General features: G+C 49.7%; 23 protein-coding genes. 2 read left to right on the forward strand and 21 right to left on the reverse strand.

Annotated features, from left to right (window positions below; translation table 11 throughout):
• The 4 genes from B5F29_RS12165 to B5F29_RS12180 form a co-directional block, all read right to left on the reverse strand.
• Positions 1-906 (reverse strand): dihydroorotate dehydrogenase, encoded by a 906-nt coding sequence (locus B5F29_RS12165; protein ID WP_087154898.1) that lies wholly within the window; start codon positions 904-906, stop codon positions 1-3.
• Positions 903-1,685, reverse strand: coding sequence for a dihydroorotate dehydrogenase electron transfer subunit (locus tag B5F29_RS12170; RefSeq protein ID WP_087154899.1), 783 nt, complete (start codon positions 1,683-1,685; stop codon positions 903-905). Before B5F29_RS12170 ends, B5F29_RS12165 begins: the two co-directional genes overlap by 4 nt.
• Positions 1,686-1,689: 4 nt before the next feature.
• Positions 1,690-2,619 (reverse strand): orotidine-5'-phosphate decarboxylase, encoded by a 930-nt coding sequence (gene pyrF, locus B5F29_RS12175; protein WP_087154900.1) that lies wholly within the window; start codon positions 2,617-2,619, stop codon positions 1,690-1,692.
• 73 nt (positions 2,620-2,692) lie between these two features.
• Complete coding sequence (locus tag B5F29_RS12180) at positions 2,693-3,664, reverse strand: acyltransferase family protein (RefSeq protein ID WP_162608420.1); 972 nt, start codon at positions 3,662-3,664, stop codon at positions 2,693-2,695.
• Between the two features lie 172 nt (positions 3,665-3,836).
• On the opposite strand from B5F29_RS12180, the gene B5F29_RS12185 reads away from it, so the two are divergent.
• Positions 3,837-5,012 carry a CDP-glycerol glycerophosphotransferase family protein gene (locus B5F29_RS12185; protein WP_162608421.1) on the forward strand — a complete coding sequence of 392 codons (1,176 nt, stop codon included), beginning with the start codon at positions 3,837-3,839 and terminating at the stop codon, positions 5,010-5,012.
• Here the strand turns inward: B5F29_RS12185 and B5F29_RS12190 are convergent.
• The 9 genes from B5F29_RS12190 to B5F29_RS12230 form a co-directional block, all read right to left on the reverse strand.
• Positions 4,994-6,061: an acyltransferase family protein gene (locus B5F29_RS12190; RefSeq protein WP_162608422.1), complete on the reverse strand. Its 1,068-nt coding sequence runs from the start codon at positions 6,059-6,061 to the stop codon at positions 4,994-4,996. The genes B5F29_RS12185 and B5F29_RS12190 overlap by 19 nt on opposite strands.
• Complete coding sequence (locus B5F29_RS12195; protein WP_087154904.1) at positions 6,036-7,187, reverse strand: acyltransferase family protein; 1,152 nt, start codon at positions 7,185-7,187, stop codon at positions 6,036-6,038. Before B5F29_RS12195 ends, B5F29_RS12190 begins: the two co-directional genes overlap by 26 nt.
• Positions 7,151-8,188, reverse strand: coding sequence for a hypothetical protein (locus B5F29_RS12200; RefSeq protein ID WP_087154905.1), 1,038 nt, complete (start codon positions 8,186-8,188; stop codon positions 7,151-7,153). Before B5F29_RS12200 ends, B5F29_RS12195 begins: the two co-directional genes overlap by 37 nt.
• Complete coding sequence (locus B5F29_RS12205) at positions 8,188-9,408, reverse strand: hypothetical protein (protein ID WP_087154906.1); 1,221 nt, start codon at positions 9,406-9,408, stop codon at positions 8,188-8,190. The genes B5F29_RS12200 and B5F29_RS12205 overlap by 1 nt, the downstream gene beginning before the upstream one ends.
• A gap of 10 nt (positions 9,409-9,418) precedes the next feature.
• The gene (locus B5F29_RS12210) at positions 9,419-10,375 is read right to left on the reverse strand and encodes a glycosyltransferase family 2 protein (protein WP_087154907.1); all 957 of its coding nucleotides are present in this window, start codon (positions 10,373-10,375) and stop codon (positions 9,419-9,421) included.
• Positions 10,376-10,402: 27 nt separating this feature from the next.
• Positions 10,403-10,786, reverse strand: a complete 384-nt coding sequence (locus tag B5F29_RS12215) for a DUF2304 domain-containing protein (RefSeq protein ID WP_242955658.1) — start codon at positions 10,784-10,786, stop codon at positions 10,403-10,405.
• 18 nt (positions 10,787-10,804) lie between these two features.
• Positions 10,805-11,494, reverse strand: coding sequence for a glycosyltransferase family 2 protein (locus B5F29_RS12220; RefSeq protein WP_087154908.1), 690 nt, complete (start codon positions 11,492-11,494; stop codon positions 10,805-10,807).
• Positions 11,495-11,565: 71 nt separating this feature from the next.
• A complete protein-coding gene (locus B5F29_RS12225) occupies positions 11,566-12,312 on the reverse strand; it encodes a glycosyltransferase family 2 protein (RefSeq protein WP_087154909.1) in 747 nt (248 codons plus the stop codon).
• Entirely contained in the window at positions 12,309-13,511 is a 1,203-nt protein-coding gene (locus tag B5F29_RS12230; protein WP_206414212.1) for a glycosyltransferase, read from the reverse strand. The genes B5F29_RS12225 and B5F29_RS12230 overlap by 4 nt, the downstream gene beginning before the upstream one ends.
• Positions 13,512-13,634: 123 nt before the next feature.
• Here B5F29_RS12230 and B5F29_RS12235 point away from each other — a divergent pair, with 123 nt between their 5' ends.
• Positions 13,635-14,378 (forward strand): hypothetical protein, encoded by a 744-nt coding sequence (locus B5F29_RS12235; protein ID WP_087154911.1) that lies wholly within the window; start codon positions 13,635-13,637, stop codon positions 14,376-14,378.
• Between the two features lies 1 nt (position 14,379).
• Here the strand turns inward: B5F29_RS12235 and B5F29_RS16465 are convergent, their stop codons facing one another.
• The 8 genes from B5F29_RS16465 to B5F29_RS12275 form a co-directional block, all read right to left on the reverse strand.
• Positions 14,380-14,781 carry a hypothetical protein gene (locus B5F29_RS16465; RefSeq protein ID WP_162608423.1) on the reverse strand — a complete coding sequence of 134 codons (402 nt, stop codon included), beginning with the start codon at positions 14,779-14,781 and terminating at the stop codon, positions 14,380-14,382.
• A 185-nt stretch (positions 14,782-14,966) separates the two neighbouring features.
• Positions 14,967-16,901 (reverse strand): 1,4-alpha-glucan branching protein GlgB, encoded by a 1,935-nt coding sequence (gene glgB / locus B5F29_RS12245; protein WP_087154912.1) that lies wholly within the window; start codon positions 16,899-16,901, stop codon positions 14,967-14,969.
• 13 nt (positions 16,902-16,914) lie between these two features.
• Entirely contained in the window at positions 16,915-18,267 is a 1,353-nt protein-coding gene (locus B5F29_RS12250; RefSeq protein ID WP_087154966.1) for an alpha-amylase family glycosyl hydrolase, read from the reverse strand.
• Positions 18,268-18,381: 114 nt separating this feature from the next.
• Complete coding sequence (locus B5F29_RS12255; protein ID WP_087154913.1) at positions 18,382-19,284, reverse strand: hypothetical protein; 903 nt, start codon at positions 19,282-19,284, stop codon at positions 18,382-18,384.
• Between the two features lie 11 nt (positions 19,285-19,295).
• Positions 19,296-19,772, reverse strand: a complete 477-nt coding sequence (locus B5F29_RS12260) for a PTS sugar transporter subunit IIB (RefSeq protein WP_087154914.1) — start codon at positions 19,770-19,772, stop codon at positions 19,296-19,298.
• Complete coding sequence (locus B5F29_RS12265) at positions 19,769-20,851, reverse strand: PucR family transcriptional regulator (RefSeq protein WP_087154915.1); 1,083 nt, start codon at positions 20,849-20,851, stop codon at positions 19,769-19,771. Before B5F29_RS12265 ends, B5F29_RS12260 begins: the two co-directional genes overlap by 4 nt.
• Before the next feature lie 146 nt (positions 20,852-20,997).
• The gene (locus tag B5F29_RS12270) at positions 20,998-21,417 is read right to left on the reverse strand and encodes a PTS sugar transporter subunit IIA (RefSeq protein WP_087154916.1); all 420 of its coding nucleotides are present in this window, start codon (positions 21,415-21,417) and stop codon (positions 20,998-21,000) included.
• A 28-nt stretch (positions 21,418-21,445) separates the two neighbouring features.
• On the reverse strand, positions 21,446-22,378 hold the full coding sequence (locus B5F29_RS12275; RefSeq protein WP_087154917.1) for a phosphoglycerate dehydrogenase: 933 nt from the start codon (positions 22,376-22,378) through the stop codon (positions 21,446-21,448).
• Between the last annotated feature and the right edge of the window lie 8 nt (positions 22,379-22,386).

A 22,386-nucleotide genomic window follows, 5' to 3' on the forward strand; every position in this document is an offset into this window, starting at 1 on the left:
CTATCTGACCGCTCCGATCAGTTCCCGGATATCTTCCACGCCTTGCTGATCCATATATCGTTCAATTCCTTCTGCCACATCTTTTGCGGCGTAAGGATCCGCAAAATTTGCCGTGCCCACAGACACAGCCGTAGCCCCTGCCAGAATAAATTCCAGCGCATCTTCGGCAGTACAGATTCCGCCCATCCCGATAACGGGCAGCTTTACTGCCTGTGCTGTCTGATACACCATACGCACTGCCACCGGTTTGATAGCCGGACCTGACAATCCCCCAGTACGGTTTGCGAGAGCAAACGACTTCTTATAGATGTCAATTTTCATTCCCGTCAGCGTATTGATCAGGGAAAGCGCATCCGCTCCTCCTGCTTCCGCCGCGCGCGCCATCTCCGCAATATCGGTCACATTAGGGCTCAGCTTCATGATAATCGGCTGCTTTGCGTGTTTTTTCACTTCTTTTGTAATCTCTTCCAGCGCATGAGGATCCTGCCCGAACGCAATGCCGCCTTCCTTCACATTGGGGCAGGACACATTGATCTCCATCAGATCCACCGGTTCCGGCGCCAGACGTTCCACAACCCGGCAGTAATCCTCTACCGTTTTTCCGCAGACATTTACGACAATCTTCGTATCAAATTTCCTCAGATACGGAATATCCCTCTGTACAAACACATCGATTCCCGGATTCTGAAGTCCGATGGCATTGAGCATGCCGCTGGCGGTCTCCGCGATCCTGGGCGTGGGATTGCCCGGCCAGGGCACGTTCGCTACTCCCTTGGTCACCACCGCTCCCAGCGCGCTTAAGTCATAAAATTCGCTGTATTCCGCGCCGGATCCAAAAGTTCCGGACGCGGTCATGACCGGATTCTTAAGCTCCACTCCTGCAAGCGTCACCTTTGTATTTTTCACAGTTCCACCTCCGTGCTCAGGAATACCGGTCCGTCTTTGCAGACCCGTTTGTTTTTCACATGAGTATGGCCATCCACCTCTGAAGACTGGCAGGTACAGGCCAGGCATGCCCCGATCCCGCAGGCCATGCGTTCCTCCATGGAAATCCAGCACTCGATTCCTTTTTTCTCCGCGTAATCTTTGACCGCGCGAAGCATAGGCTTCGGGCCGCAGGCATAGATCACGTCCGCTTCCAGCGCATGCTCCCGGATCGCGTCCAGGACAGTTCCTTTCGTCCCCGCGCATCCGTCTTCGGTGGCAATATACAGTTTCCCATAGTTTTCCAGTTCTTCCGTCAGGAACTGCTCGCTGCGGTATCCGGCAATAATCTGAATCGAAGAGTTATCTTCTATAACAGACAATTCTTTCGCCGTCTGCACCATGGGCGGAATTCCGATTCCTCCTCCGATCAAAAATGCTTTTCCCTCTTTCAGCGGGAAACCATTTCCCAACGGTCCCAGGACCTGAATCCGGTCGCCTTCACACAGTCCGGAAAATTCCTCCGTACCGGCTCCCACCACCCGGTATACCAGACGGATATATCCCTGGTCCGGATCAATCTCACAGATGCTGATCGGTCTGGGAAGCATCCGGCTCTTATCCGCGCTGTACAGAGACAGGAACTGGCCCGCCTTCGCCTCCGCCACGATCTGCGGAGCCTCGATCCGGAGACTGTAGATATCCGGAGCAATCTTTTCCTGTCCGATTACCTTTGCATATTCTCTGCTTTTCAAGGTTATCCTCCTATTTTGCCGCTTCCAGCGCGCCTCTGATGTCAGCGATCATCGCTTCCACCGCCGCACGGGACGCATCTGCGAAGTTTTCCGGTCCGAATTTAGCGTAAGCTTCCTGTTTATAAGCCGCAATAATACCTCTGGAGGAATTTACAATCGCTCCCAGTCCATCTTCATTAAAGAAATGTACCAGATCTTTGCCCTGTCCTCCCTGTGCGCCGTATCCAGGCACCAGAATGAATGACTTCGGCATCACTTTTCTGAGCTTTTCGCCCTGTTCCGGGTAAGTAGCTCCGACTACCGCTCCGATATAACTGTAACCGTCGCCCATATGGTCAGCGCCCCATTCGGCTACTTTCTCTCCTACCAGCTCATACAGAGGTTTGCCGTCGATAAGCTGATCCTGAAATTCTCCGCTGGACGGATTAGAGGTCTTGACCAGAATAAACAGGCCTTTCTTCTCTTCCCTGCAGACATCGATAAACGGTTTGACTCCATCCGAGCCCAGATACGGGTTGACCGTGGCAAAGTCCTCGTCGAAGCCTGCGTACATATGGCTTCCCACTTTCACATGGCCCAGATGACCAGCTGCATAAGCGGCAGAAGTCGACCCGATATCTCCCCGCTTGATATCGCCGATGACTACCAGATCCTTGGATTTGCAGTAGTCAACCGTTTTCTTGTATGCCTTCAGGCCTTCTATGCCAAACTGTTCATACATGGCAATCTGCGGTTTCACCGCCGGAATCAGATCGAAAGTCTTGTCCACGATCTCTTTATTGAACTGCCAGATAGCCTCGGCAGCGCCCTCTAAAGTCTCTCCAAATTCCGCGAATGCCTTTTTCTGAATATGCTCCGGCACATAATTCAGCATAGGATCCAGGCCGACCACAATCGGGGCTCCCGTTTTCTGGATTTTTCTGATCAGTTTATTTATCATCTTCTCTTCTCTCCTTGCTTTTTTACTGGAAACAGTGTATCATATGTACCTTTCCATTTCAATTATTAACCTGTCATTTCTTCCCAAACAGAAGGAATTTAAGCGGCGGAATCTTTCCGATCACATAAACCAGCGCAGCTGTAACCGCGCTCATAAATACAAACGCGGCCGCGCTGTAGAGAATCCCCTCTCCGCTCCAGAAAGTAAAACTGTATCCTTCCGGCTTCAGTGCCGCTGCGAAATGATAATGTATCACATAGATCTCCAACGTATATTTTCCAAGCCACGCAAGCCCTCTTTTGATTCTGCCGGATCTCCAGTCCTCCGCCAGCCGTATCACGGCCAGACATCCCAGAAACGACGCCAGTGTCTGGACTCCCAGCATCACGGCTCCTGTTACTGTCACCAGATCCAGGCATACCGCCATGCCCAGAAAAATCACTCCTCCCGTATACGCGTACACTCTTTGCTGTCTCACCGGTACCCGTCCCAGGATCTCCGGATGTCTTCCTGCCGCGTACGCCGCCATATAATAAGGAAGATACGTTACCAGGATCGACGGGCTTAAAAATGTAACACCCGTCAGGTATACCGCCAGAACCAGGGCGCAGCCGGCCAGCCACACAGCCCAGAACGCCGCTTCTCTTCCCGTCTCCGCTTCCGCCAGCTGTGCGGTATATGCTAGCCATGTAAACAAAAAAAGCACCATCAGAAACCACAGTCCATAATCAAGCTGGAACAATACCGTACGCAGCGCCTCCGGAATATTCGTCAAATGCTGCAGCGCCAGCCACGCAAAAAAGGGCAGCAAATAAGACACTGCCCTTTTTTTCATTCGTCCGGCATACTGCCGGAGATTCTGTATTTTTGTCCCGGAACCTGCCAGGTAACCGCTGATCAGGAAAAACAGCGGCATCTGCAAAGATTTAATCACATCATATAAATACGGATCCGTCATCTGATTGTGTACCTGCACATGGCCAAACATGACCAGCAGGATCGCGATCCCTTTCAGACAATCCAAAGATTCATTTCGTTCTTTCATTATTCCCTCCCGGGGCATAAGAATACGCCGACATGTTGAAAGTTAGTATAACCTGATTCCCTGCCCTCCGTCAAGGTATCCTCTCTTGTCCACGCGCTATTTTTATGATACACTTTTTTTGCCGGTTCCGGTCAAAAGAACGGCATAAACAGAATTTACGAGGTAAATGGCCATGATAGAATTTTTGAGACACTCTCCTTTATATCCCGGGCTTTTGAAATTATATCTGACGCTGCACAAAACTCTCATCTGGTTTTGCTGGCAGATTTTCTCGCTCTGCCCCGTGCAGAAGGACAAGATCGTGCTCAGTAATTTCAACGGGAACGGTTTTGGAGACAATCCCCGCTATATCGCGGAAGAGATCCTGCGGCAAAAGCTGCCTTACCGGCTTTACTGGGTCAGCGAACGTCCGGATCCTGCTTTTCCCGGACAGCTTTTCCTCGTCCGCCCCAATACCCCGGCGTTCGTCTATCATATGTCCACCGCTTCCGTCTGGATCGACAATACGCGGAAACTGTATTATTTTAAGAAAAAGAAAAACCAGACTTATATCCAGGTCTGGCACGGCGGTCCGGGACTTAAAAAAATAGAAAAAGACGCCGGAAACAGTCTGTCTGCGGAATATATCGAATACGCGAAAAAAGACGCGGAAAAAATGGACCTGATGATCTCCAACTGCCGCTGGTGCACAGAATGTTACCGCAGATGCTTCTGGTACGACGGTCCTATTCTGGAAAAAGGGCTGCCCAAAAACGACCTCTATTTCCGGGATGTCCCCACAATCCGCAGGCAGGTGCGCCGGTTCTATCATCTTCCGGAAGACGTCAGGCTGGTTCTCTATGTCCCTACCTGGAGGGAAAACCGCAAGCTGAATGTCTATCATCTGGATTTCGAAGGTTGTCTCCAGGCTTTCAGACAACGCTTCGGAGGCGACTGGATCATGCTGGTCCGTCTTCATCCCAACGTGAATCCTGATGATTTTGACATCCGCTATAACGAACGGATCCTCAACGCCTCCCGCTACAGCAATGTCCAGGAACTGCTCGCTGCCGGAGACGCGGTAATCAGCGACTACTCATCCTGCGGATTCGACTACATCCAGCTCGGACGCCCTTCTTTCCTCTATGCGGAAGATTATGAAGAAATGAAGCGGACCAAGGACTATTATTTCCAGCTGGAAGAGCTGCCGATCCCGCTCGCCTTCTCCAACGAAGAAATGATCCGCAACATTCTGGAATTTTCTGAGGAGAAGTATCAGGAGGCACGCGCTCCCTTCATGGAACGGCTGGGGTATTATGACGATGGGCATGCTTCGGAGGCGGTAGTCAATTATATACTTGAACTTTGACCATGACGTACCGAACCGCTAATATGCCGGAATATTGAGGGCAGAACTTCCCCCGCCGCAGTCAGCGGCACCAGGCTTCCGATCACCAGAAGCGCCTGCGTCACTCCTTCGGGCAGTCCCAAAAGTCCAGCTCCGGTTCGGATAAACATAAACAAAAACATATGGAAACACAGGATCACCAGCGTCTGACGTCCTACCGTTTCTATCGGCCGCATTACAGGCGGGCAGAAACGTTCCAGGTACGCTCCTGCCAGAAAGACCAGTATGGACCCGGCTATCCCCACTGCCAGATAAAACAGCATGCTGAATCCATAATTTCCAATGGACAGATTCACGCTTCCGTTCAGATTCGCGAGAGCCGCAAAGCAGATCAGCAGCGCCAGTCCTTTCCAGCGGTTCCCCTTTTCCGTCAGATATGTGATCCTGTCTATCCTGTGAAGCAATTCTCCCGCGGCAAAAAAACAGGCAAAATAAGGTACGGCCTCCAGGCTCCAGGGCAGCAGAAGATCTGAAACATAGTGCCACACAACCGATGCCGTCAGCCCTGCCGCCAGCCAGACGCGCATGTTCTTCCTTCTTCTGATCCACTCATACCACACATAAGTCAGAAACATGGCCGTCAGAAACCAGAGCGGCGCGTTCAGGAGCGTCATCAGCACCGGGTTCTCCCCCGGATAAGAGGCCGCATACATCTGATTGCGGGAATACAGGATGCCGAAAATCGACGGCAGATTCAGATCTGTGGGATTCCCCGTCAGCAAAGAATCTTTCACCCAGAAAAATACCCACAAAAAGAGACTCGTCCCGAAATAAGGAAAAAGCAGCCGCACAGCCTTCTTCTTTACAAAAGCGCCGAAAGATTCCTCTTTGCGGCGATACGTATATCCGGCAGCCACGAAGAAAACCGGCATGTAAAACATGCCGCCATAGAAACTGGCCGGTCCGAGGCTGCACTCCGCGTGCACCAAAAGAACTACCAGGATTCCCATGGCTTTTCCGAAATCCAGCCAGCCCAAACGTTTTCTACGATTTTCCGAAGATGCGCCCAACAAGCACCTCCCCTTTCTTCCCCAGCGGTTCCACATAGCGGGTCAAAAGTTCCGACAGCGCCACTGTAGTGCCAAAGATCAGAAGCAGATCCAGAAACGCCGCCAGATTATATCCCAGGATTCCTTCCATCCGGAGCAGAAACCATGCCCCGAAAGTGGCGATCACCAGGAAATGCACCAGATACAGGGAGTAAGAGATCCGTCCCAGGTACCGGAAAACGCCCAGTGAAAAAAGCTTCTGGGGCGCTTCCAGATTCAGTACCGCAAACACAAAACAAAGCACGCCGAACACATGATAATAATTCACGAACACAAAAGGCAGAATCCCCCAGATCGTGCCTTCATAGCCGAACCCGGCAGAAGGATACGCCATAAAATACAGCCCGGTCACCAGAAGCCCCCAGTTCAGAGGCCGGCAGGCACAGATCTTTTTTCTCCACTTCCAGTCCGTATGCATAAAGTCACAGAGTACATATCCCAGATAGATTCCGAGAAAATCCGTCCGCAGAAGCAGAAGCGCCAGCACGGCATAGACAGGCCAGCGCCATTTCTTTCCCGATACCAGGGCGGCCAGCGCATAGTCCAGATAGGCCCCTAAAAACAGCATCTGAAGTGTCCAGAGCACCCCGTTGTAATCATTCGTCCCGAACAGGAAACAGCCGAACAGAGATTCTCCCAGCATCTTCAGGAAATCAGGCGGGAATGCATTAAATCCCTGAAACCATTCCTCGGAACCTGCCAACACTGCCGCCGCGCCATTCTGATACAGCCCCAGACACATACAGATATAAATCATCAGGTTTACCGCCAGCACGGAAGGCATCAGACGAAGATACCGTTTTCCGGCGCTCTGAAGAAGCCTTCTCCGGTCTCCGGTGAGGAAATAGCTTCTGCAGAGAAGATACCCGCTCAGCACCAGGAAAAGACGTACCGCGGTATTTCCGTTAAATAAAAGGTTCAGAAACGATTTGCCGATGGCTATATCCAAGTCTCCCGGCAGATGGCAGCTCTCCGGCTGAAAATGATACATGCCGTAATAAAAGGCGAAAACAAAATGCGTCAGGAAAACGACCAAACAACCGATTCCTTTCAGTCCGTCCAGGTAGACAAGTTTCTTTCCTTCCATATGCGGATCACTCCCATCTCCTGTAGTAAGCGGATGCCCAGATACGCGATAATCAAAAACTGCGCCACGGCAAACACTGCCATAGGCATCATAGATTCCCCGTTAAAGCACTCCTGATATCCTGCATACGCTGCGATCTGCAAAAGCACGGGCACAAGAAAATCTCCCGGTTCCACCATAAAATATATCACTCCCAGGACACAGAACAGATAACCGCTGGACTGATCCATATACGGTAGAAAATAGACCGCCGCAAGGCCGAAGAACAATAACAGACGCATCAAAAACGCGCGGTCCGTCTTCCACTTTCCCATCCCGAACAGCCACAATGTCAGAAAAGTCAGTCCCACGGCAAGAAAGAGTCCCACCAGAGCGATCGGATCGACCAGCTGTCCCTGTATGGATTCTCTCCCCACAATTTCATATATGTTCGGCCAGTGAAATGTAGTCAAAGTATATCCTGCATGCAGATACGCGCGGTATGCCGCCGCCAGACGCGCCCCTCCCCCTGCCAGGAGGAGCAGCAGCTGTTCCGTCTTTAATTCTTCTTTCTGCCAGAACACCGCGCACGCGGCCAGAATCCCCACGTAGCGTACTGAATATAAAAGCAGGACTGTCACTGTCAATGTAAACAGCCATTTACGTCCGTTCTCCCAGAACAGCAGCGCGCAGACCAGGAGCAGTGCTCCCAGGCAGGCGCTGCCGCGCAGGATCGTCCCCTCCGCGACCACGGTAGGAAGAATCAACAAAATTGCATATGTGCCCAGAGCCCGTTTCCGGCTCCCGGTATATCGGAACACCAGCACTCCCGCCGTCAGCGCCAGATACCATTCTGCCAGCAGATATGTCCAATGCGGAGGACCATATTCGAACGGAGTGCGGATCAGATATCCTACCGCCGTGATGCATACTGCCAGAAGCGCTTCCAGAAAATCAAACCGCAGCTTGCCGATATGGAATTTTCTGAACAGAAGTCCCCGAAGCGTCTCGTCCACATTCATCACAGAATCCTCCTTTCCTCTTCCGCATCCGCCGGAAGCACATACTCCGGATTATGCAGATAACGATACAGGTCCAGTCCGATCCTCACCAGAAGCGCCAGCTGTGCCCATGCCAGCACGCCGTAGGATATGGCAGGCGGATTCTTGGATAAATACTCCGCGTAGCCCATCACTCCGATAAAAGCCGAAGCAACGAACCATGGGAAGCGCTTCACCCGGATCAGAACATAGATCAGCAGGAAAGCATCCGTCACATACAGATACCGTTCATGCATATGCGGAATAAAATACGTGGTCAGGATTCCAAAAAAGACGACCATCAGGATTACCATTTCCTTCGTGACACGTACCTTCCGATAAGCCATATAAAACATCACCATCATCAGGATGCCCAGAATCAGGTACATGCCTGCTCCCACATATTCATCCAGGAAATAATTGTTTCCGATGATCTGATAGATATTCGGGAATTTAATAGACAGCGACCAGCGGTCTTTGCTTCCCTGAAACGCGTAGATCCCGATCAGTTCCATAAACGGCCTTCCGGCTATCCACGCCGGAAGGATTCCCAGCAGATACATAACCGGAATCGTAATAAAGTGTTTCAGATCCAGCCTTTTTCTTACCCACAGAATCACCAGCAGCGGAAAGATAAACAAGGTCTGCAGTTTTACCGCAAAAGCCGCGCCGTAAAACCACATGCCGGTCCAGGTACGGTTCTTCAGCATGAAATATGCGCTGCAAAGAATCAGCAAAGTATAAATAATATCGCACTGGGACCAGACCGACGCGTTCAGGATCACCGTCGGGAGAAAAAGAAAAATCCCATACGACAAATGAGCCTTTTTCGCGCTTCCTGTACACTCTTTCACGATCCCCGCGATCACCGCAGCCCCGATCAGCTCCAGCAGACAGCACAATCCTTTAAAAGCCGTCATGGCATTGATAGGAAGCAATGTGATCAGATACAGAATATACATGACCGGAGGCGCATAATCATAAAAATTTCCCGCAACCGCTTTAAATCCGTCTGCTTCCAGTTCCGCCAGCCAGGCGCTCCAGTAGACACTCCAGTCGTCCGCCACAAAAGACCGCACGGAAATACGCAGCGCCACGGCCAGCATCGTGAGCGCCGCCAGAAACAGCCATTCCGATACCCTGGTCTCCTGTTTTCCAAAGGATATTTTCCTGCTCAGCAGGTTTCTCATATATCGGTCCATATCCGGGCTCCTATCTTAACACTTCTTCTATAATATATTTGGGCCTTTCCTTGGTCTCCAGATAAATCTTGCCGATATATTCCCCGATCACTCCGATGGCAAGAAGCTGCAGGCCTCCGATCGCCCAGATAGATACGATCAAAGAAGTCCAGCCGATACTGGTATTCCCCAGGAAATGCTGTACCAGAGAATAAACCAGCATGGCAATACTGCAAAGAAAAATCAGCATCCCCAGCAGCACGATCGCCCGAATCGGCTTGATGCTCAGTGATGTGATGCCGTCCACTGCCAACGCCAGCATCTTCTTCAGCGGATACTTGGATTCGCCCGCGAATCGCTCATGCCGCTCATAAGTCACTATTCCCGTCTGAAATCCGATCATCGGCACAATTCCGCGCAGGAACAGATTGACCTCTTTATATTTCGCCAGCTCATCCAGCGCGCGGCGGCTCATGAGGCGGTAGTCTGCATGATTGAAAACCACTTCGCCTCCCATAAAATTGATCAATTTATAAAATCCTTCCGCAGTAAAACGTTTAAAGAATGTATCCGTTTTCCGCGCGCTGCGGACGCCGTAGACGATCTCGCAGCCTTCATAATATTTTTCCACAAACTGGTCGACCACATCTATGTCATCCTGCAGGTCTGCGTCCATGGAAATCACCATATCCGCATATTCCTTCGCCGTCATCAGTCCGCCCAGAAGCGCGTTCTGGTGTCCCCGGTTTCTGGACAGCTTGACGCCCTGATAGATCGGGTCGCTCTCATGCAGCTCCCGGATAATCTCCCAGGTACGATCCCTGGAACCGTCATTGACAAACATGATCCGGCTTTCCCTGGAGATCATCTCTCTCTCCATCAGGCTTTCCATCTTCTCTCTCAATCTTCTGGCCGTCTCATGCAGCACCTCCTGCTCATTGTAACAGGGGATTACCAAGTATAAAATCTGCTTTCTCTTTCTTTCCATATCTCCTCCACGCCTGCGCGGCAGACGTCACTCTTCTGTCTTCTGTTTCGTCTTCTCCAGTTCCTGTTCCAGCTCCTCCAGTTTTTTCTCGTTCAGAGCCACGATCTGATCCAACGTGCGCACGCTGTTGGACAGTCTCGACAACGCTACCGTCAGGGAAAAAATAATCAGAAGCGAAAAACAAAATCCCAGAAAGAAAATCATGTTTACCGGGGCGTAGATGCCCAGAAACTCTGATACCACATTCAGAAGCTGAGGCGCGCAGGCAAACACAAACAACGCCGCCATCACCAGCATCCATGGCAGAGCGTATTTCAATTCCAGACTTTTTCGCCGTATCATATTGACCAGAACCGCCAGCACCACCAGAATCGCAGCGGCGATCACAACCTGCAGTCTTACCGTCATCATATCTGTCTTCCTCCCGGTTTACCCTCTCAGCCTCTCCATGCAGATGGCCAGCGTTACTTTCACCATATAATATACCGTTTTGAATCCATGAATTGAAGAAGTTCCTTCCCTCCGCTCACGCATGACCACCGGTACTTCCGTTACCTTTTTCCCTTTCCGCAGAATCGCCACCACACTTTCCGGTTCCGGATAATCCTTCGGATAGTTCTCCGCGTAGATACGCATCACATCCCTGTTTACCATACGCATGCCGGAAGTCGGGTCCGTCACGCGTTTTCCCGTCAGAATACGGATCAGCACGGTAAAATAACGGATGCCGATCCTGCGCAGTCCTGAAGACTGAAATCCCTCTTTTTCAATAAACCGGGATCCAATCACCATGTCGCTGGATGTACTCACCAGTTCCTCAGCCATCTTCTCCAGATAAGCCGCGTCATGCTGGCCATCCCCATCAAACTGAACCGCCACATCATATCCGTTCCGGCACGCGTACAGATAACCGGTCTGCACCGCGCCGCCAATTCCCAGATTTACGGAAAGATTCACGTAATTCAATCCTTCCCTCCGGCATATATCCAATGTATCGTCGGTAGAACAGTCATTGATCACCAGATAGTCAAATCCCGGCGCATGCTCCCGGATATCCTTCACGACCTGGAGAATGCTTCCGGACTCGTTATACGCGGGAATAATGACAAGCTTCTTCATATAATAATACTCCTGTACAATCTCTTCGCCAAATTATATCATACATAGCCTGTTTTTTCCAGCATCGGGGATTATCTCTGCACAAACTGCAGCAGTACCCTGCAGATCCGGCAGAGATCCGTAAACCAGGCGAAAGGAACTCCGTTCTCTTTCAATGCGCGGTGCCCTTCTTTTAAGGACTCCAGATAAGCGCCAAAACTGCCTGTGCTGGTCCCTCCATAGGACATATATACCAGTATATCCGGAATATAGGAAAGTCTTACCTGGCTTCGGTATAAAATGCGGACCATAAATTCATAGTCCGCCGATATACGGTAATCGGTCCGGTACACCCCGAAACGTTCATAGACTTCCCGTCTCAGATATAAAGTCGGATGCCCCGGCAGCCAGCCTGTACGGATGCTTCCCTGCCCCTGATGCCATTTTCGAACGATCCGCTCTCCGTCCATGTAGCAGAGATCTCCATGAACCCCGTCTGTCCCTTCCCGGAGTATGGCGTCCACCATACGGCTGATCACATGTTCAGACGCCAGACGGTCAAAACAGCATCCGATGATATCGCCTGTAGCCATGGAAATTCCCTTATTGATCGCATCGTAAATCCCGCGGTCCGGTTCCGAGATCCAACGGACTTTTTCCGGCATCTGTTTTTCCAGCCGGCCGATCAACTCTGTCGTCCCGTCCGTGGATCCTCCGTCCACAATCACATATTCTATATTTTCGTAGTCCTGACGCATCGCCTGTTCCATAATTCTCTCCAGGTTGGACACGTCATTGTAGGTTGCCGTAATCAACGACACTTTTGGCAGTCTGTTCATGTATTCTCCCTGGCCGTCAGGCTGTGATACAGTTCCGCATACTCCTGAAACCGGCCGTATTTATCATATTTTTCCGCTCTTTTCCGGCAGGCTTTGCTCTCTTTTGGGTGCGTCCGTTCTTCCAGGATCGCCTGCCGCAGTGCCCGTATATCGCCTTTGGGCACGACTCTCCCGCAGCTTTCATCCAGACTTTCCGGACTTCCGCCCGTATCAAATGTAATTACAGGTGTCCCGCAGGCCAGCGCCTCCAGATTTGTCGTAGGGAAATTATCTTCCAGCGTGGCGTTTACAAATACATCGGCCATAGAGTAATATTCGGCCAGTTCTTTTACGCTGGAAGTCCTTTCTATGCCAACCACAGAAGAAGGCAATCTTCTTTTCTGCTTTTTGCTGAGCCCTGCCAGCACAATCCTGCATTCTTCCGGAAGAGTTTCCGCCAGATCCAGAAAATATGTCAGCCCCTTTCTCCTCTCCCATACGTTGGCAACTCCCAGGATCACATATTTCCCATTTAACTCCAGCTTTTCCCGCAGATCATTTTCTCCCGGAGAAAAATTCTCCAGGTCAATCCCATTCGGGATCACTTTTACAGGATATTCCCCAAGAAACGACTGTTCCACCTGTCCGGCCAGCCACCTGGACGGCGTCACCACAGTCAGACATGGCACCCCGGTAAACGCAGCCTTTTTCCTTTCAAAATTCCGGGCCGTCCGGTTGCGAAACAACGCGTAAGGATATGTTCTGCGGTATTCCCGGCAGTTTCTGCATCCGCTTTTCCATCCTTCACAGCCGGTGTAGTCATAAAACGCGCAATGACCGGTGTAGGGCCAGCAGTCATGAAGTGTCCAGACCACGGGTTTCCCCGCCTTTTTGAGATAGCTGAACAACAATTCTGTCTGAAGAACAAATCCATGAATATTATGCAAATGGATCACATCCGGATCCCAGTCTTCTATTTTCCGGATCAGCTTTCTGGTCTGCCCCGCGGAAGAAAAGCCGTGCTCGCCTTTGAAAAAAGTTGCCAGCACATGTTTTGCCATATCCGGTTTTCCGCCAAATTTCCAGGTATTCAGTCCGTCCGGCGCGCCGCGTCTGCCGTAAGCGATCAGAGGGCTGTCCCCGTTTTTCTCCAATATGTGGTAAATATCCACCGTAATACGGCCCACGCTTCCGCTCCCGCATACGGTGTTGATCTGCAAAACTTTCAATCCCCTGTTCCGCGCGCCGTTGTCCGCGCATCCTTTCTGTGATATACTATAACAAAAAATGAGCGAGGTAAATCAATGATAATCATACAACCTTCAGGCGGTTTATGCAATAGAATGCGGGTGATTAATTCCGGATGGCAGCTGGCGCAGGAACGAAAAGAGCGCCTTCTGGTCCTCTGGAACTGCAATTCGGAACTGAATTGCCCCTTTGAAGACCTGTTTCAGCCGGTAAAAGAATTCCGGATCACCGACATCCGGTCCGTCGCCAGTCCGCGGAAACTCTTTTATCAGAAAACAGCCCGTACCTATCTGACCAACGAGGAGATTCTGGCCCACCGCAGTCCGGACGGCCGGCTGACAGCGGATTATGTGCAAGGCCTCCGAAGCAATATTTATATTTTCACCTGGGAACAATTTTATCCGGCCAAAGATTATCATCTGTTCTGTCCCACAGAAAAAATGCGGAAACGGATTGAATCCATGACTTCCGGATTCGGACCTTCCTGCGTAGGCATACACATCCGCCGCACCGACAACCGTCCCGCCATCGGGAAAAGTTCTACGGAATGTTTTATTGAATGTATGAAAAAAGAGCTGGACAACGACCCGGACACCCGTTTCTATCTGGCCACTGACGACCTGGAAGAAGAACGGACCATCCGAGCGGCCTTTCCCGGACGTATTCTTTCCAATGAAAAACGCTGTCTCCGCAGAGACAGCGCCGAGGGCATCCAGGATGCCTTATTGGATCTATATTGTCTGGCAAATACCAGGAAAATTATCGGCAGTTATTTCAGTTCTTTCACGGACATTGCGGCCGATATGCGCAAAATCCCGAAAATCATCGCCGGAGAATGACTTACTCTGCTGCAGCAGTATCTTCTTCTGCGGCAGTATCCTCTTCGCTGTCTGCTGCGGAAGCATCCTCTTCTGCGGCAGTATCCTCAGTCCCGTCCTCCGCGCCGGCTGCCGGTACTTCTTCCTGCTCCTCGCCAGCCGCCGGTACTTCTTCCTGTTCCTCGCCAGCTGCCGGCACTTCTTCCTGCTCTGCCGCGTCGGTCGTTTCCCCGGCCGCATCCTCGGTTTCATCAGTTACAGTTTCATCAGCTGCGCTTTCATCAGCCGCAGTCTCTTCATCGGTCGTCGTCTCCTCTGTAACCGTAGAATCCGTAGTGCTTTCCGTGGAAGAGGATCCGCATCCTACCATGGCGAATGCCGTAATCACTCCTATGCAGCATAATGTAAACCATCTTTTTTTCATAATCTTATCTCCTCCTTTTGAATGATACAGTTGGCTTACTGTTTACAGGTTATACTATGCCAGACAAATGTGTCCAATGCGTGATGACTTTTTTAGGATTTTATAAAGAAATCGTAAAGAAGCCATTAAAGCAACCCGGCAGAAAGCCCCGACAGAAGTGTTTCTGTCGGGGCTGCGCAAAATCGTTAAAATTCAAATACTGCCACTCCATACGGAGACAGCGGATAGTCCAGATAATATTTCTGACCGTCGCACGCGCCTTTCTGCGCCTCATAGATCTGTGGCTTTTCCCGTCCGTTGCCGCCAAACTCCGGCGAATCTCCGTCCAGCACCAGTTTATATTTCTTTTTCTTAGGAACGCCCACCCGGTAATCGGCCCGTTCCATAGGAGTAAAATTGATCACAAACAGCAAACTCTTTCGTTTTGTCTTACTGTACCGGACAAAGCTGAAAATGCTTCTAAAACAGTCATCCGCGTTGATCCACTGAAAACCTTTCCAACTGTCGTCCAATTCATACAGGCAACGGTACTTTGTATACATATGCAGAAGCGCTTTTACATAATTCTGCATCTGCATATGAAGGTCTTCTTTCAGCAGATACCAGTCCAGTTCTCTTGCTTCGCTCCATTCCCGCAGCTGGGCAAACTCGTTGCCCATAAACAGCAGCTTTTTACCCGGATGTCCGAACATAAACGCATATCCGGCACGCAGATTGGCAAATTTGTCCACCAGATATCCCGGCATCTTGTTCAGCATGGAGCATTTCAAATGCACCACTTCATCATGAGACAGTACCAGTATATAATTTTCGCTGTACGCATAACTCATGGCGAAGGTCATTTTATTATGATTGTCCTTGCGAAAATACGGATCCAGCTTCATATATTCCAGGAAATCATTCATCCAGCCCATATTCCATTTAAACGTGAATCCCAGGCCGTCCTCATCCACGCTCTTCGTGACGCCGGGCCAGGCTGTAGATTCTTCCGCAATGATCATAGAACCGTCTTTCCTGCCCGAGATAACAGAATTGAGATGATGGAAAAACCAGATCGCATCCAGATTTTCTTTTCCGCCGTACTTATTAGGAAGCCACTGTCCATCTCTCTTTCCGTAATCCAGATACAGCATGGAGGCCACCGCATCCACTCTCAGTCCGTCAATGTGATACTGGCTTAACCAGTACAGCGCGTTCGCGATCAGAAAGTTGCGTACTTCGGACTTCTCATAATTGAAAATCTTGGTTCCCCAGTCCGGATGCTCCCCTCTCCGGCTGTCCGGATGTTCAAACAGCGGTGTGCCGTCAAAATTCGCAAGGCCATAACTGTCTCTCGGAAAATGAGCGGGCACCCAGTCCAGAATCACACCGATGTTATGTTTATGCAGATACTCAATCATATACTGAAAGTCTGCCGGCGTACCATACCTGGAAGTAGGAGCATAATACCCCGTCACCTGATATCCCCACGAGCCGTCAAACGGATGCTCTGCAATTCCCATCAGTTCCACATGGGTATAGCCCATATCTTTCACATATTTTGTCAGTTCTACCGCCAGTTCCCGGTAATTGTAAAAACCATCTTCGTCTTCTTCATGGGGATGGCGCCGCCAGGAACCCGGATGCACCTCATATATAGTCATAGGTTCTTCCGGACCGTTCCAGTTTTTTCTCTCCTCCATCCATTTCTCGTCATTCCACTGAAAATGATCAATATCTGCTACACGGGACGCGTTTCCCGGGCGTTTTTCCGCATAAAACGCAAATGGATCCGCTTTATAAAGGTATTCCCCTTTCTGCGTTTCAATCAGATATTTATACATACAGCCTTCTGTCAGTCCCGGCACAAACGCCTCATAGATTCCCAAAGGTTCCAGGCGGGTCATCTCATATCCGTCGGTCCCCCAGCGGTTAAACTCGCCGATTACGCGCACACGTTTCGCGTGCGGAGCCCAGACAGCGAAATAAACGCCCTTTTCTCCATCGTACTCTGTCAGATGCGCTCCCAGCTTTTTGTAGATCTCATAGTGGGTCCCCTGACCAAACAGATACTGATCCATATCTGTCACCATACACCACGGCCGTTCTTTAACTGCTGCGTTTTCCACATTCTTACCCATAAGCTTTCCCCTCTTATTCGAACAGGAAAATACTGCCCGAATTTCCGTCTAATGATACAGCTATTTTATCACATTCTACCGATTTTTCACACCCTAAAAATACATCTTTGCAGCAATTTTTACCAATCGGATTCGGAAAAGAGAACTGTGCCGGCGCGTCATCACAGTTTACCGCAATCACCGCCGCTTTCCCGTCTGAAATCCTCGCAAACGCATACTGCCGGTTAGTAAGATGCAGTTCCCGATACACTCCATCTGTCAGATACGGACATTCTTTTTTCAGTTTTCCCAGTATTTTCAACAGACCCGGAATCTCCTCTGCCGGAGGAGCCGCCTGCATTTTTTTCAGGTCCAGAGCCGGACGGAGCGGATCATCATTCGCTCCCTCTTTCCTGCCCTCGATCCCCCATTCGCTTCCGTAATATACAGACGGTATCCCCGGCAGCGTGTACAGAAGCATCCAGACCAGCGGCAGATGCTGTTTCACATTCAGTTTACTGGCAATCCTGTCCACATCATGATTATCCACAAAGGAATACAGCTTCTTACCCCGGTAAATACCTCCGTTCGCATCAAACTGCCTCCGGATCGTATGGGCGATCTCAAAATAATTGTGATCATTATGACCGGAGTATAATCCTTTATGCAGTTCATAATTCGTCACTGAATGCAGCAGACCGTCTGCCGTCCAGCGGCTGTAGTCTCCATGAATCACTTCGCCCATCAGCCAGAAATCTTCTTTCTCCCCATCTGTCACCCTGCGCAGATCTCTCATAAAATCGAAGTCCAGACAATCCGCGCAGTCCAGGCGGATACCGTCAATCCCGAATTCTTGAATCCAGAAACGAACCACGTCGAACAGGTACTCCCGCACTCCCTGATCACGCAGATTCAGGTTGGCCAGTTCAAAGCAGTTTCGCCAGGCCTTATACCAGAATCCGTCATGATAACAGGTATCCCCCTGAAAACTCAGTTCCTGGTACCAGCCGCAGTACGGCGAATGTTCTCTGTTCTGCTGAATATCCCGGAACGCCCAGAACTCTCTCCCGGTATGGTTAAAAACACCGTCCACCACTACCCGGATATTGTTCTCATGACAATACTCCACAAACTGTTTCAAGTCTTCATTGTCCCCCAGACGGCGGTCTACCAGCTTATAATCTCTGGTATCATACCCGTGGGAAGCAGATTCAAACAACGGTCCGATATAAACTGCCGTACAACCCAGATCCCGGATATGGTCTGCCCATGGCAGCAGTTCCGGGAGCCGGTGCACAACCTCCCCTCCATCATTTTGTTTTGGCGCTCCCAGCATCCCCAACGGATACATGTGATAAAACACCGCGCTTTCATACCATTTCCCCATCATCGATGCCCTCCTTGTTATGGTCTCTTATCAGTATATCCGAAACTCACCGGGCGGTCAACCATACGAAAAAGAGAACGGCTTCTGCGCCGTTCCCTTGTTTTTATCGCCTGTCTATACCAGCTTCAGGATTCCATCACGGATCTGTTCCATCCGTTCTATATTCAAATCCATATCTGCGGAAGTGCGGGCGTGCCGTACATATATTTTCCCGTTTTTCTCCTCCCCCGCAGTAAGTATATATCCGTTCTGGAACCCTTCAAGAGGAGTATTCTTATATTCTTCTTCCGACAGAGGCCATACGCGTATCCGGCAGGCAAACGCCTTCGCCATTTCCTCTGCTTTCTTTTTATTTTGTTCTTTGCATACCAGGAAAAGATCCCCGTCGCCGGCCACGCTGTCCAGAACCACCGCATCCTGACTCTTCATCCGCTCGGACACCTCGTAAAACCCCTGGTTGCTCACAACACCGTTATCCACAAAAAGGAAACAGCCGTCTTTAGATTTTTCAGCGCTCGAATACAGCACCGCTACCGCACCGCTGTTCCGATTCATATTTACCTTGTTATCCGGTTTCTTCATCCAACGGAATACCAACAGGACCGCAATAATGTCTATCATGACAATCAATGCCCGCACAGCCATGCTCCCGCCCCAGAACATTCTGGTCAGATACACAGCCAGCACTGCTATGATCAGCGTAAGCAGAGAATACGCTGCTATATTTTTCATCTCTTCCCGGAAATTCCGCCTGGAATCAAGCGGCGTGTAACGATACCCCGGAACCAGCATTTTGCTCCCGGTGTCATAAGCAGCAAGAAACACTCTCCGGCTTTTATTTAAATCTCCCGTTACCAGATGGTGACTCTGGCTGTGTTTATCCCCTGCCTCCATCATATCCATCCGACACCCTGCCTCTTTCAGGCAGCTTACCAGACGGTTCATGAAGCGATATTTGTCGCGATTCGATCTTCTTTTGGAAAAATGGATTCCCACTTCTTCAATCTTATCTCTCATATTACTCTCCATCACTTGCAGAAGCTCCCGTAATCTTTTGCCTGAAACGGCGTAGTCTGAAAATAGAACCGGATATTCTGCTCCTGAATATAATCAATGTCTTCCAGTTCTTCTTTCGAAAAATAGTCTGTCAGATTCTTGGGCGCCACGGACAAAGTCGGATACGGCATCTGGATCTCCTCCACATAGAATCCTCTCTTCACGCTCTCCCGGACGCTGGCAAGATCTTTAAAAATTACCAGCACCGTTGAAGCTCTGGACGTATCATTCTGATTCAGAAAATCCAAAAGCCCCTCTTCCGTCAGGATCTTCACCTTCATTGTTTTTGGAAGGCACAACTGCATAACACTGACGATAAAAGGATCATTATCGTACTCCGACCCCACAACCGCCACATAATCCGCATTCAGAAAAGGGTCGCAGTTCAGCGTAACAGTTGCGTGCAGCAGTCTCTTATCCACACGCGCCAGCACGATCTTCATACTCATAGTTCTTCACCCACCCGCCGTCTCTTCCGATATTCTTTCAAAGATGCAGAAATCAGGACAAACAGGAACCTCCCTTTGAAATCTCCTCTGATATCAATATGGAATGACTCTTCATATTTTTTTAATTTATATACAAGAGTATTCTTATGCAGATACAGGCTTTCTGCAGTCTGGGAAATATTGAAATTGTTGGACAGAAGAGAATCCGCGATCTGGATCAGCTCATCAATATCCGTATCTTTTCCAAAATCGTGATAATAATCAAATACATCCCGCACATCATTCAGTTTAATCTCTGACATAAAATAGTCGTACAGAAAATCCATAAACCAGACTATTCTGTCACGGCTCTCTTTCTCGTTGTCTTTCAGCCAGAGACAATGGCGATAGCTTTCCTTATAGTTTCTGAGTTTACGCTGTACGGACCCGATCCAGTAACCGTCTCCTGTCACGTCCAGGTCTTTCAGCATCCTCAGAAACTTTCCGATATGACTTTTCATCTGCTGGTTTTCCATATTTTCAGGAACCGCCTTAAAAATAAGGAGCGCGTACCGGCTCAGCAAAGAACAGAGGCTATCTTCTCCTTCCGGCATCAGCTTTAATTTTGCGATCTTACGATTGTCAAATCCCTGTTCATTTACAATATAGATCGCAACCCTTGACCGGGTCTGATCAAAACCCATTTCTTCAATCAGACCCAGAATACGGTTCATATCAAAAGATTCTTCATCCAACAGCAGCTTAACCAGCCTGTCGTCCTCTGTAATATTTTGTTTCAATGTGCTCTGCGTAATCTCGTAAGTAAGGCGGATATTCAGGGAATCACTGATTAAATTCCCCATCAGACCTAAATTCTCGTCTCTTCCGCTCAGCCACAAATATCCGTAATCAAAATTTTTCGCTTTGACCGGATAATACAAATTGCAGGAATCCGGGCTGCCAATATCCCGATGCGCGCCGATCAGCGCTGCATCGCTGCAGTCTACCACATCTCCCTCTCCATTCAGGAGGCCTATGGTATAATTCTTATTTTCACGCACCACATTGATAAACTCTTTAAAAACGCTGTCAATAATCATTTTGCCCCTCTAACCGTGCCTTATCTGCGGAAACGAATTCCTATGCATCAACGCTTATCTGATTATTATAGCAGAATTCATATCTTTTGTATACAAGTCTTTCTCAGGGGTCAATCTGCTTATCATACAGCAGGAAATACGTTTCTCTATTCCTCGTCATCCAGACGTTTGTTTGTATGCACACCGCTTTCTTTCAACGTGGCAATACAGTTCTCAGCCAGTTCTTCCACGTTCACGTCACCGTCATCCATATTCAGCGTGGTTACATACAAATCAATCAGCATGGAAAGATTGACTCCGCTGACCACATCGTGATGATATTTCCGGCTGAGTGCCGTAAATACATTGCAGGGGGTTCCTCCGAACAGATCTGTAAGCACAATCATCGGCTGCTCTGTTTTGGCAAGAATCTCATCTGCCTGTTTCATAAAGTCCTCAAAAGACATGGTCGGCAGCAAAGACAGCACCTGTACGTTTTCCATCTTTCCGGTGATCATCTCTGCTGATTTCACCAATTCTTCGCCAAATCTCCCATGTGTTGCGATTACAATATTAAATTTAGCCATCTTATCCCTCCAGAATTCATGTATGATATTATTTTCCGAGCAGCTGTTCCATCACAATCTGAGAAGACATCTCGCAGGTTCTTCTCTCAGACTCTTTCGAACGGGCTGCCGTATGCGGGGTCAGCAGGAAATTATCCAGCGCGACCAGAGGATCGTCCGCTTTAGGCGGCTCATCACTGTATACGTCGAAGCATGCCGAACGGATCTCATGGTTCACCAGCGCTTCATACAGAGCTTTTTCATTAACAATTCCGCCTCTTGCCGCATTGATCAGGCAGGCGTCTTTCTTCATTCTCTTCAGTTCGTTTGTGGAGATCATATCTCTGGTTGAATCCAGCAGCGGCACGTGCAGAGAAATAAAATCACTGTTCTCAATAATCTCATCCTGTGTCGCTTTCGTCACATGGTACTGTTCCGCCACTTCATCCGGGATCTCGAACACATCGTATGCCAGCACTTTCATGCCCAGTCCCACCGCAAACTGCGCCAGGTGCTTTCCGATCTGGCCGAAGCCGATGATGCCCAGCGTCTTTCCGTTGATCTCGCGGCCGGTAGGCTTGTTCCATCCGTGGTTTTTCACGTCGCGGATGCTGGTATAAAGATTCTTGGATTCCGCGAACATCAGCGCCACCACATGCTCGGCCACGGCGATGGAGTTGGATCCCACGGTCCTTCCCACATAGATTCCTCTTTCTTTTGCGTATTCCAGGTCGATATTATCCGTACCAACGCCGAATTTGCATACCACTTTCAGGTTCGGGCACTGTTCCATCATGGCACGGTCCATCACATCCACACCCACGATGATCCCGTCCGCATCCTTTGCCAGCTCCAGGAACTGTTCCGGCGTATACTGTTTTCCCGTGTCATTGTAGTGTACGTCCACGCCTTTTGCTTCCATCTCTTTTACAATGTCCACGCCGTAATTGGCAAACCCTCTCGGGGTAATCAGAACCTTCATCTGTCTTT

Origin of the sequence: Lachnoclostridium sp. An196 (assembly GCF_002160135.1) — a bacterium.
Classification (GTDB): Bacteria; Bacillota; Clostridia; order Lachnospirales; family Lachnospiraceae; genus Hominiventricola; species Hominiventricola avistercoris.

Bases quoted from the DNA above. Each gene is read 5' to 3' on its own strand.
- pyrF (WP_087154900.1), bottom strand. From the start codon at position 2,619: ATGATAAATAAACTGATCAGAAAAATCCAGAAAACGGGAGCCCCGATT.
- B5F29_RS12180 (WP_162608420.1), bottom strand. From the start codon at position 3,664: ATGAAAGAACGAAATGAATCTTTGGATTGTCTGAAAGGGATCGCGATC.
- B5F29_RS12185 (WP_162608421.1), top strand. From the start codon at position 3,837: ATGATAGAATTTTTGAGACACTCTCCTTTATATCCCGGGCTTTTGAAA.
- B5F29_RS12195 (WP_087154904.1), bottom strand. From the start codon at position 7,187: ATGGAAGGAAAGAAACTTGTCTACCTGGACGGACTGAAAGGAATCGGT.
- B5F29_RS12200 (WP_087154905.1), bottom strand. From the start codon at position 8,188: ATGAATGTGGACGAGACGCTTCGGGGACTTCTGTTCAGAAAATTCCAT.
- B5F29_RS12205 (WP_087154906.1), bottom strand. From the start codon at position 9,408: ATGGACCGATATATGAGAAACCTGCTGAGCAGGAAAATATCCTTTGGA.
- B5F29_RS12210 (WP_087154907.1), bottom strand. From the start codon at position 10,375: ATGGAAAGAAAGAGAAAGCAGATTTTATACTTGGTAATCCCCTGTTAC.
- B5F29_RS12215 (WP_242955658.1), bottom strand. From the start codon at position 10,786: ATGATGACGGTAAGACTGCAGGTTGTGATCGCCGCTGCGATTCTGGTG.
- B5F29_RS12220 (WP_087154908.1), bottom strand. From the start codon at position 11,494: ATGAAGAAGCTTGTCATTATTCCCGCGTATAACGAGTCCGGAAGCATT.
- B5F29_RS12225 (WP_087154909.1), bottom strand. From the start codon at position 12,312: ATGAACAGACTGCCAAAAGTGTCGTTGATTACGGCAACCTACAATGAC.
- B5F29_RS12235 (WP_087154911.1), top strand. From the start codon at position 13,635: ATGCGGGTGATTAATTCCGGATGGCAGCTGGCGCAGGAACGAAAAGAG.
- B5F29_RS16465 (WP_162608423.1), bottom strand. From the start codon at position 14,781: ATGAAAAAAAGATGGTTTACATTATGCTGCATAGGAGTGATTACGGCA.
- glgB (WP_087154912.1), bottom strand. From the start codon at position 16,901: ATGGGTAAGAATGTGGAAAACGCAGCAGTTAAAGAACGGCCGTGGTGT.
- B5F29_RS12250 (WP_087154966.1), bottom strand. From the start codon at position 18,267: ATGGGGAAATGGTATGAAAGCGCGGTGTTTTATCACATGTATCCGTTG.
- B5F29_RS12255 (WP_087154913.1), bottom strand. From the start codon at position 19,284: ATGAGAGATAAGATTGAAGAAGTGGGAATCCATTTTTCCAAAAGAAGA.
- B5F29_RS12260 (WP_087154914.1), bottom strand. From the start codon at position 19,772: ATGAGTATGAAGATCGTGCTGGCGCGTGTGGATAAGAGACTGCTGCAC.
- B5F29_RS12265 (WP_087154915.1), bottom strand. From the start codon at position 20,851: ATGATTATTGACAGCGTTTTTAAAGAGTTTATCAATGTGGTGCGTGAA.
- B5F29_RS12270 (WP_087154916.1), bottom strand. From the start codon at position 21,417: ATGGCTAAATTTAATATTGTAATCGCAACACATGGGAGATTTGGCGAA.
- B5F29_RS12275 (WP_087154917.1), bottom strand. From the start codon at position 22,378: ATGAAGGTTCTGATTACCCCGAGAGGGTTTGCCAATTACGGCGTGGAC.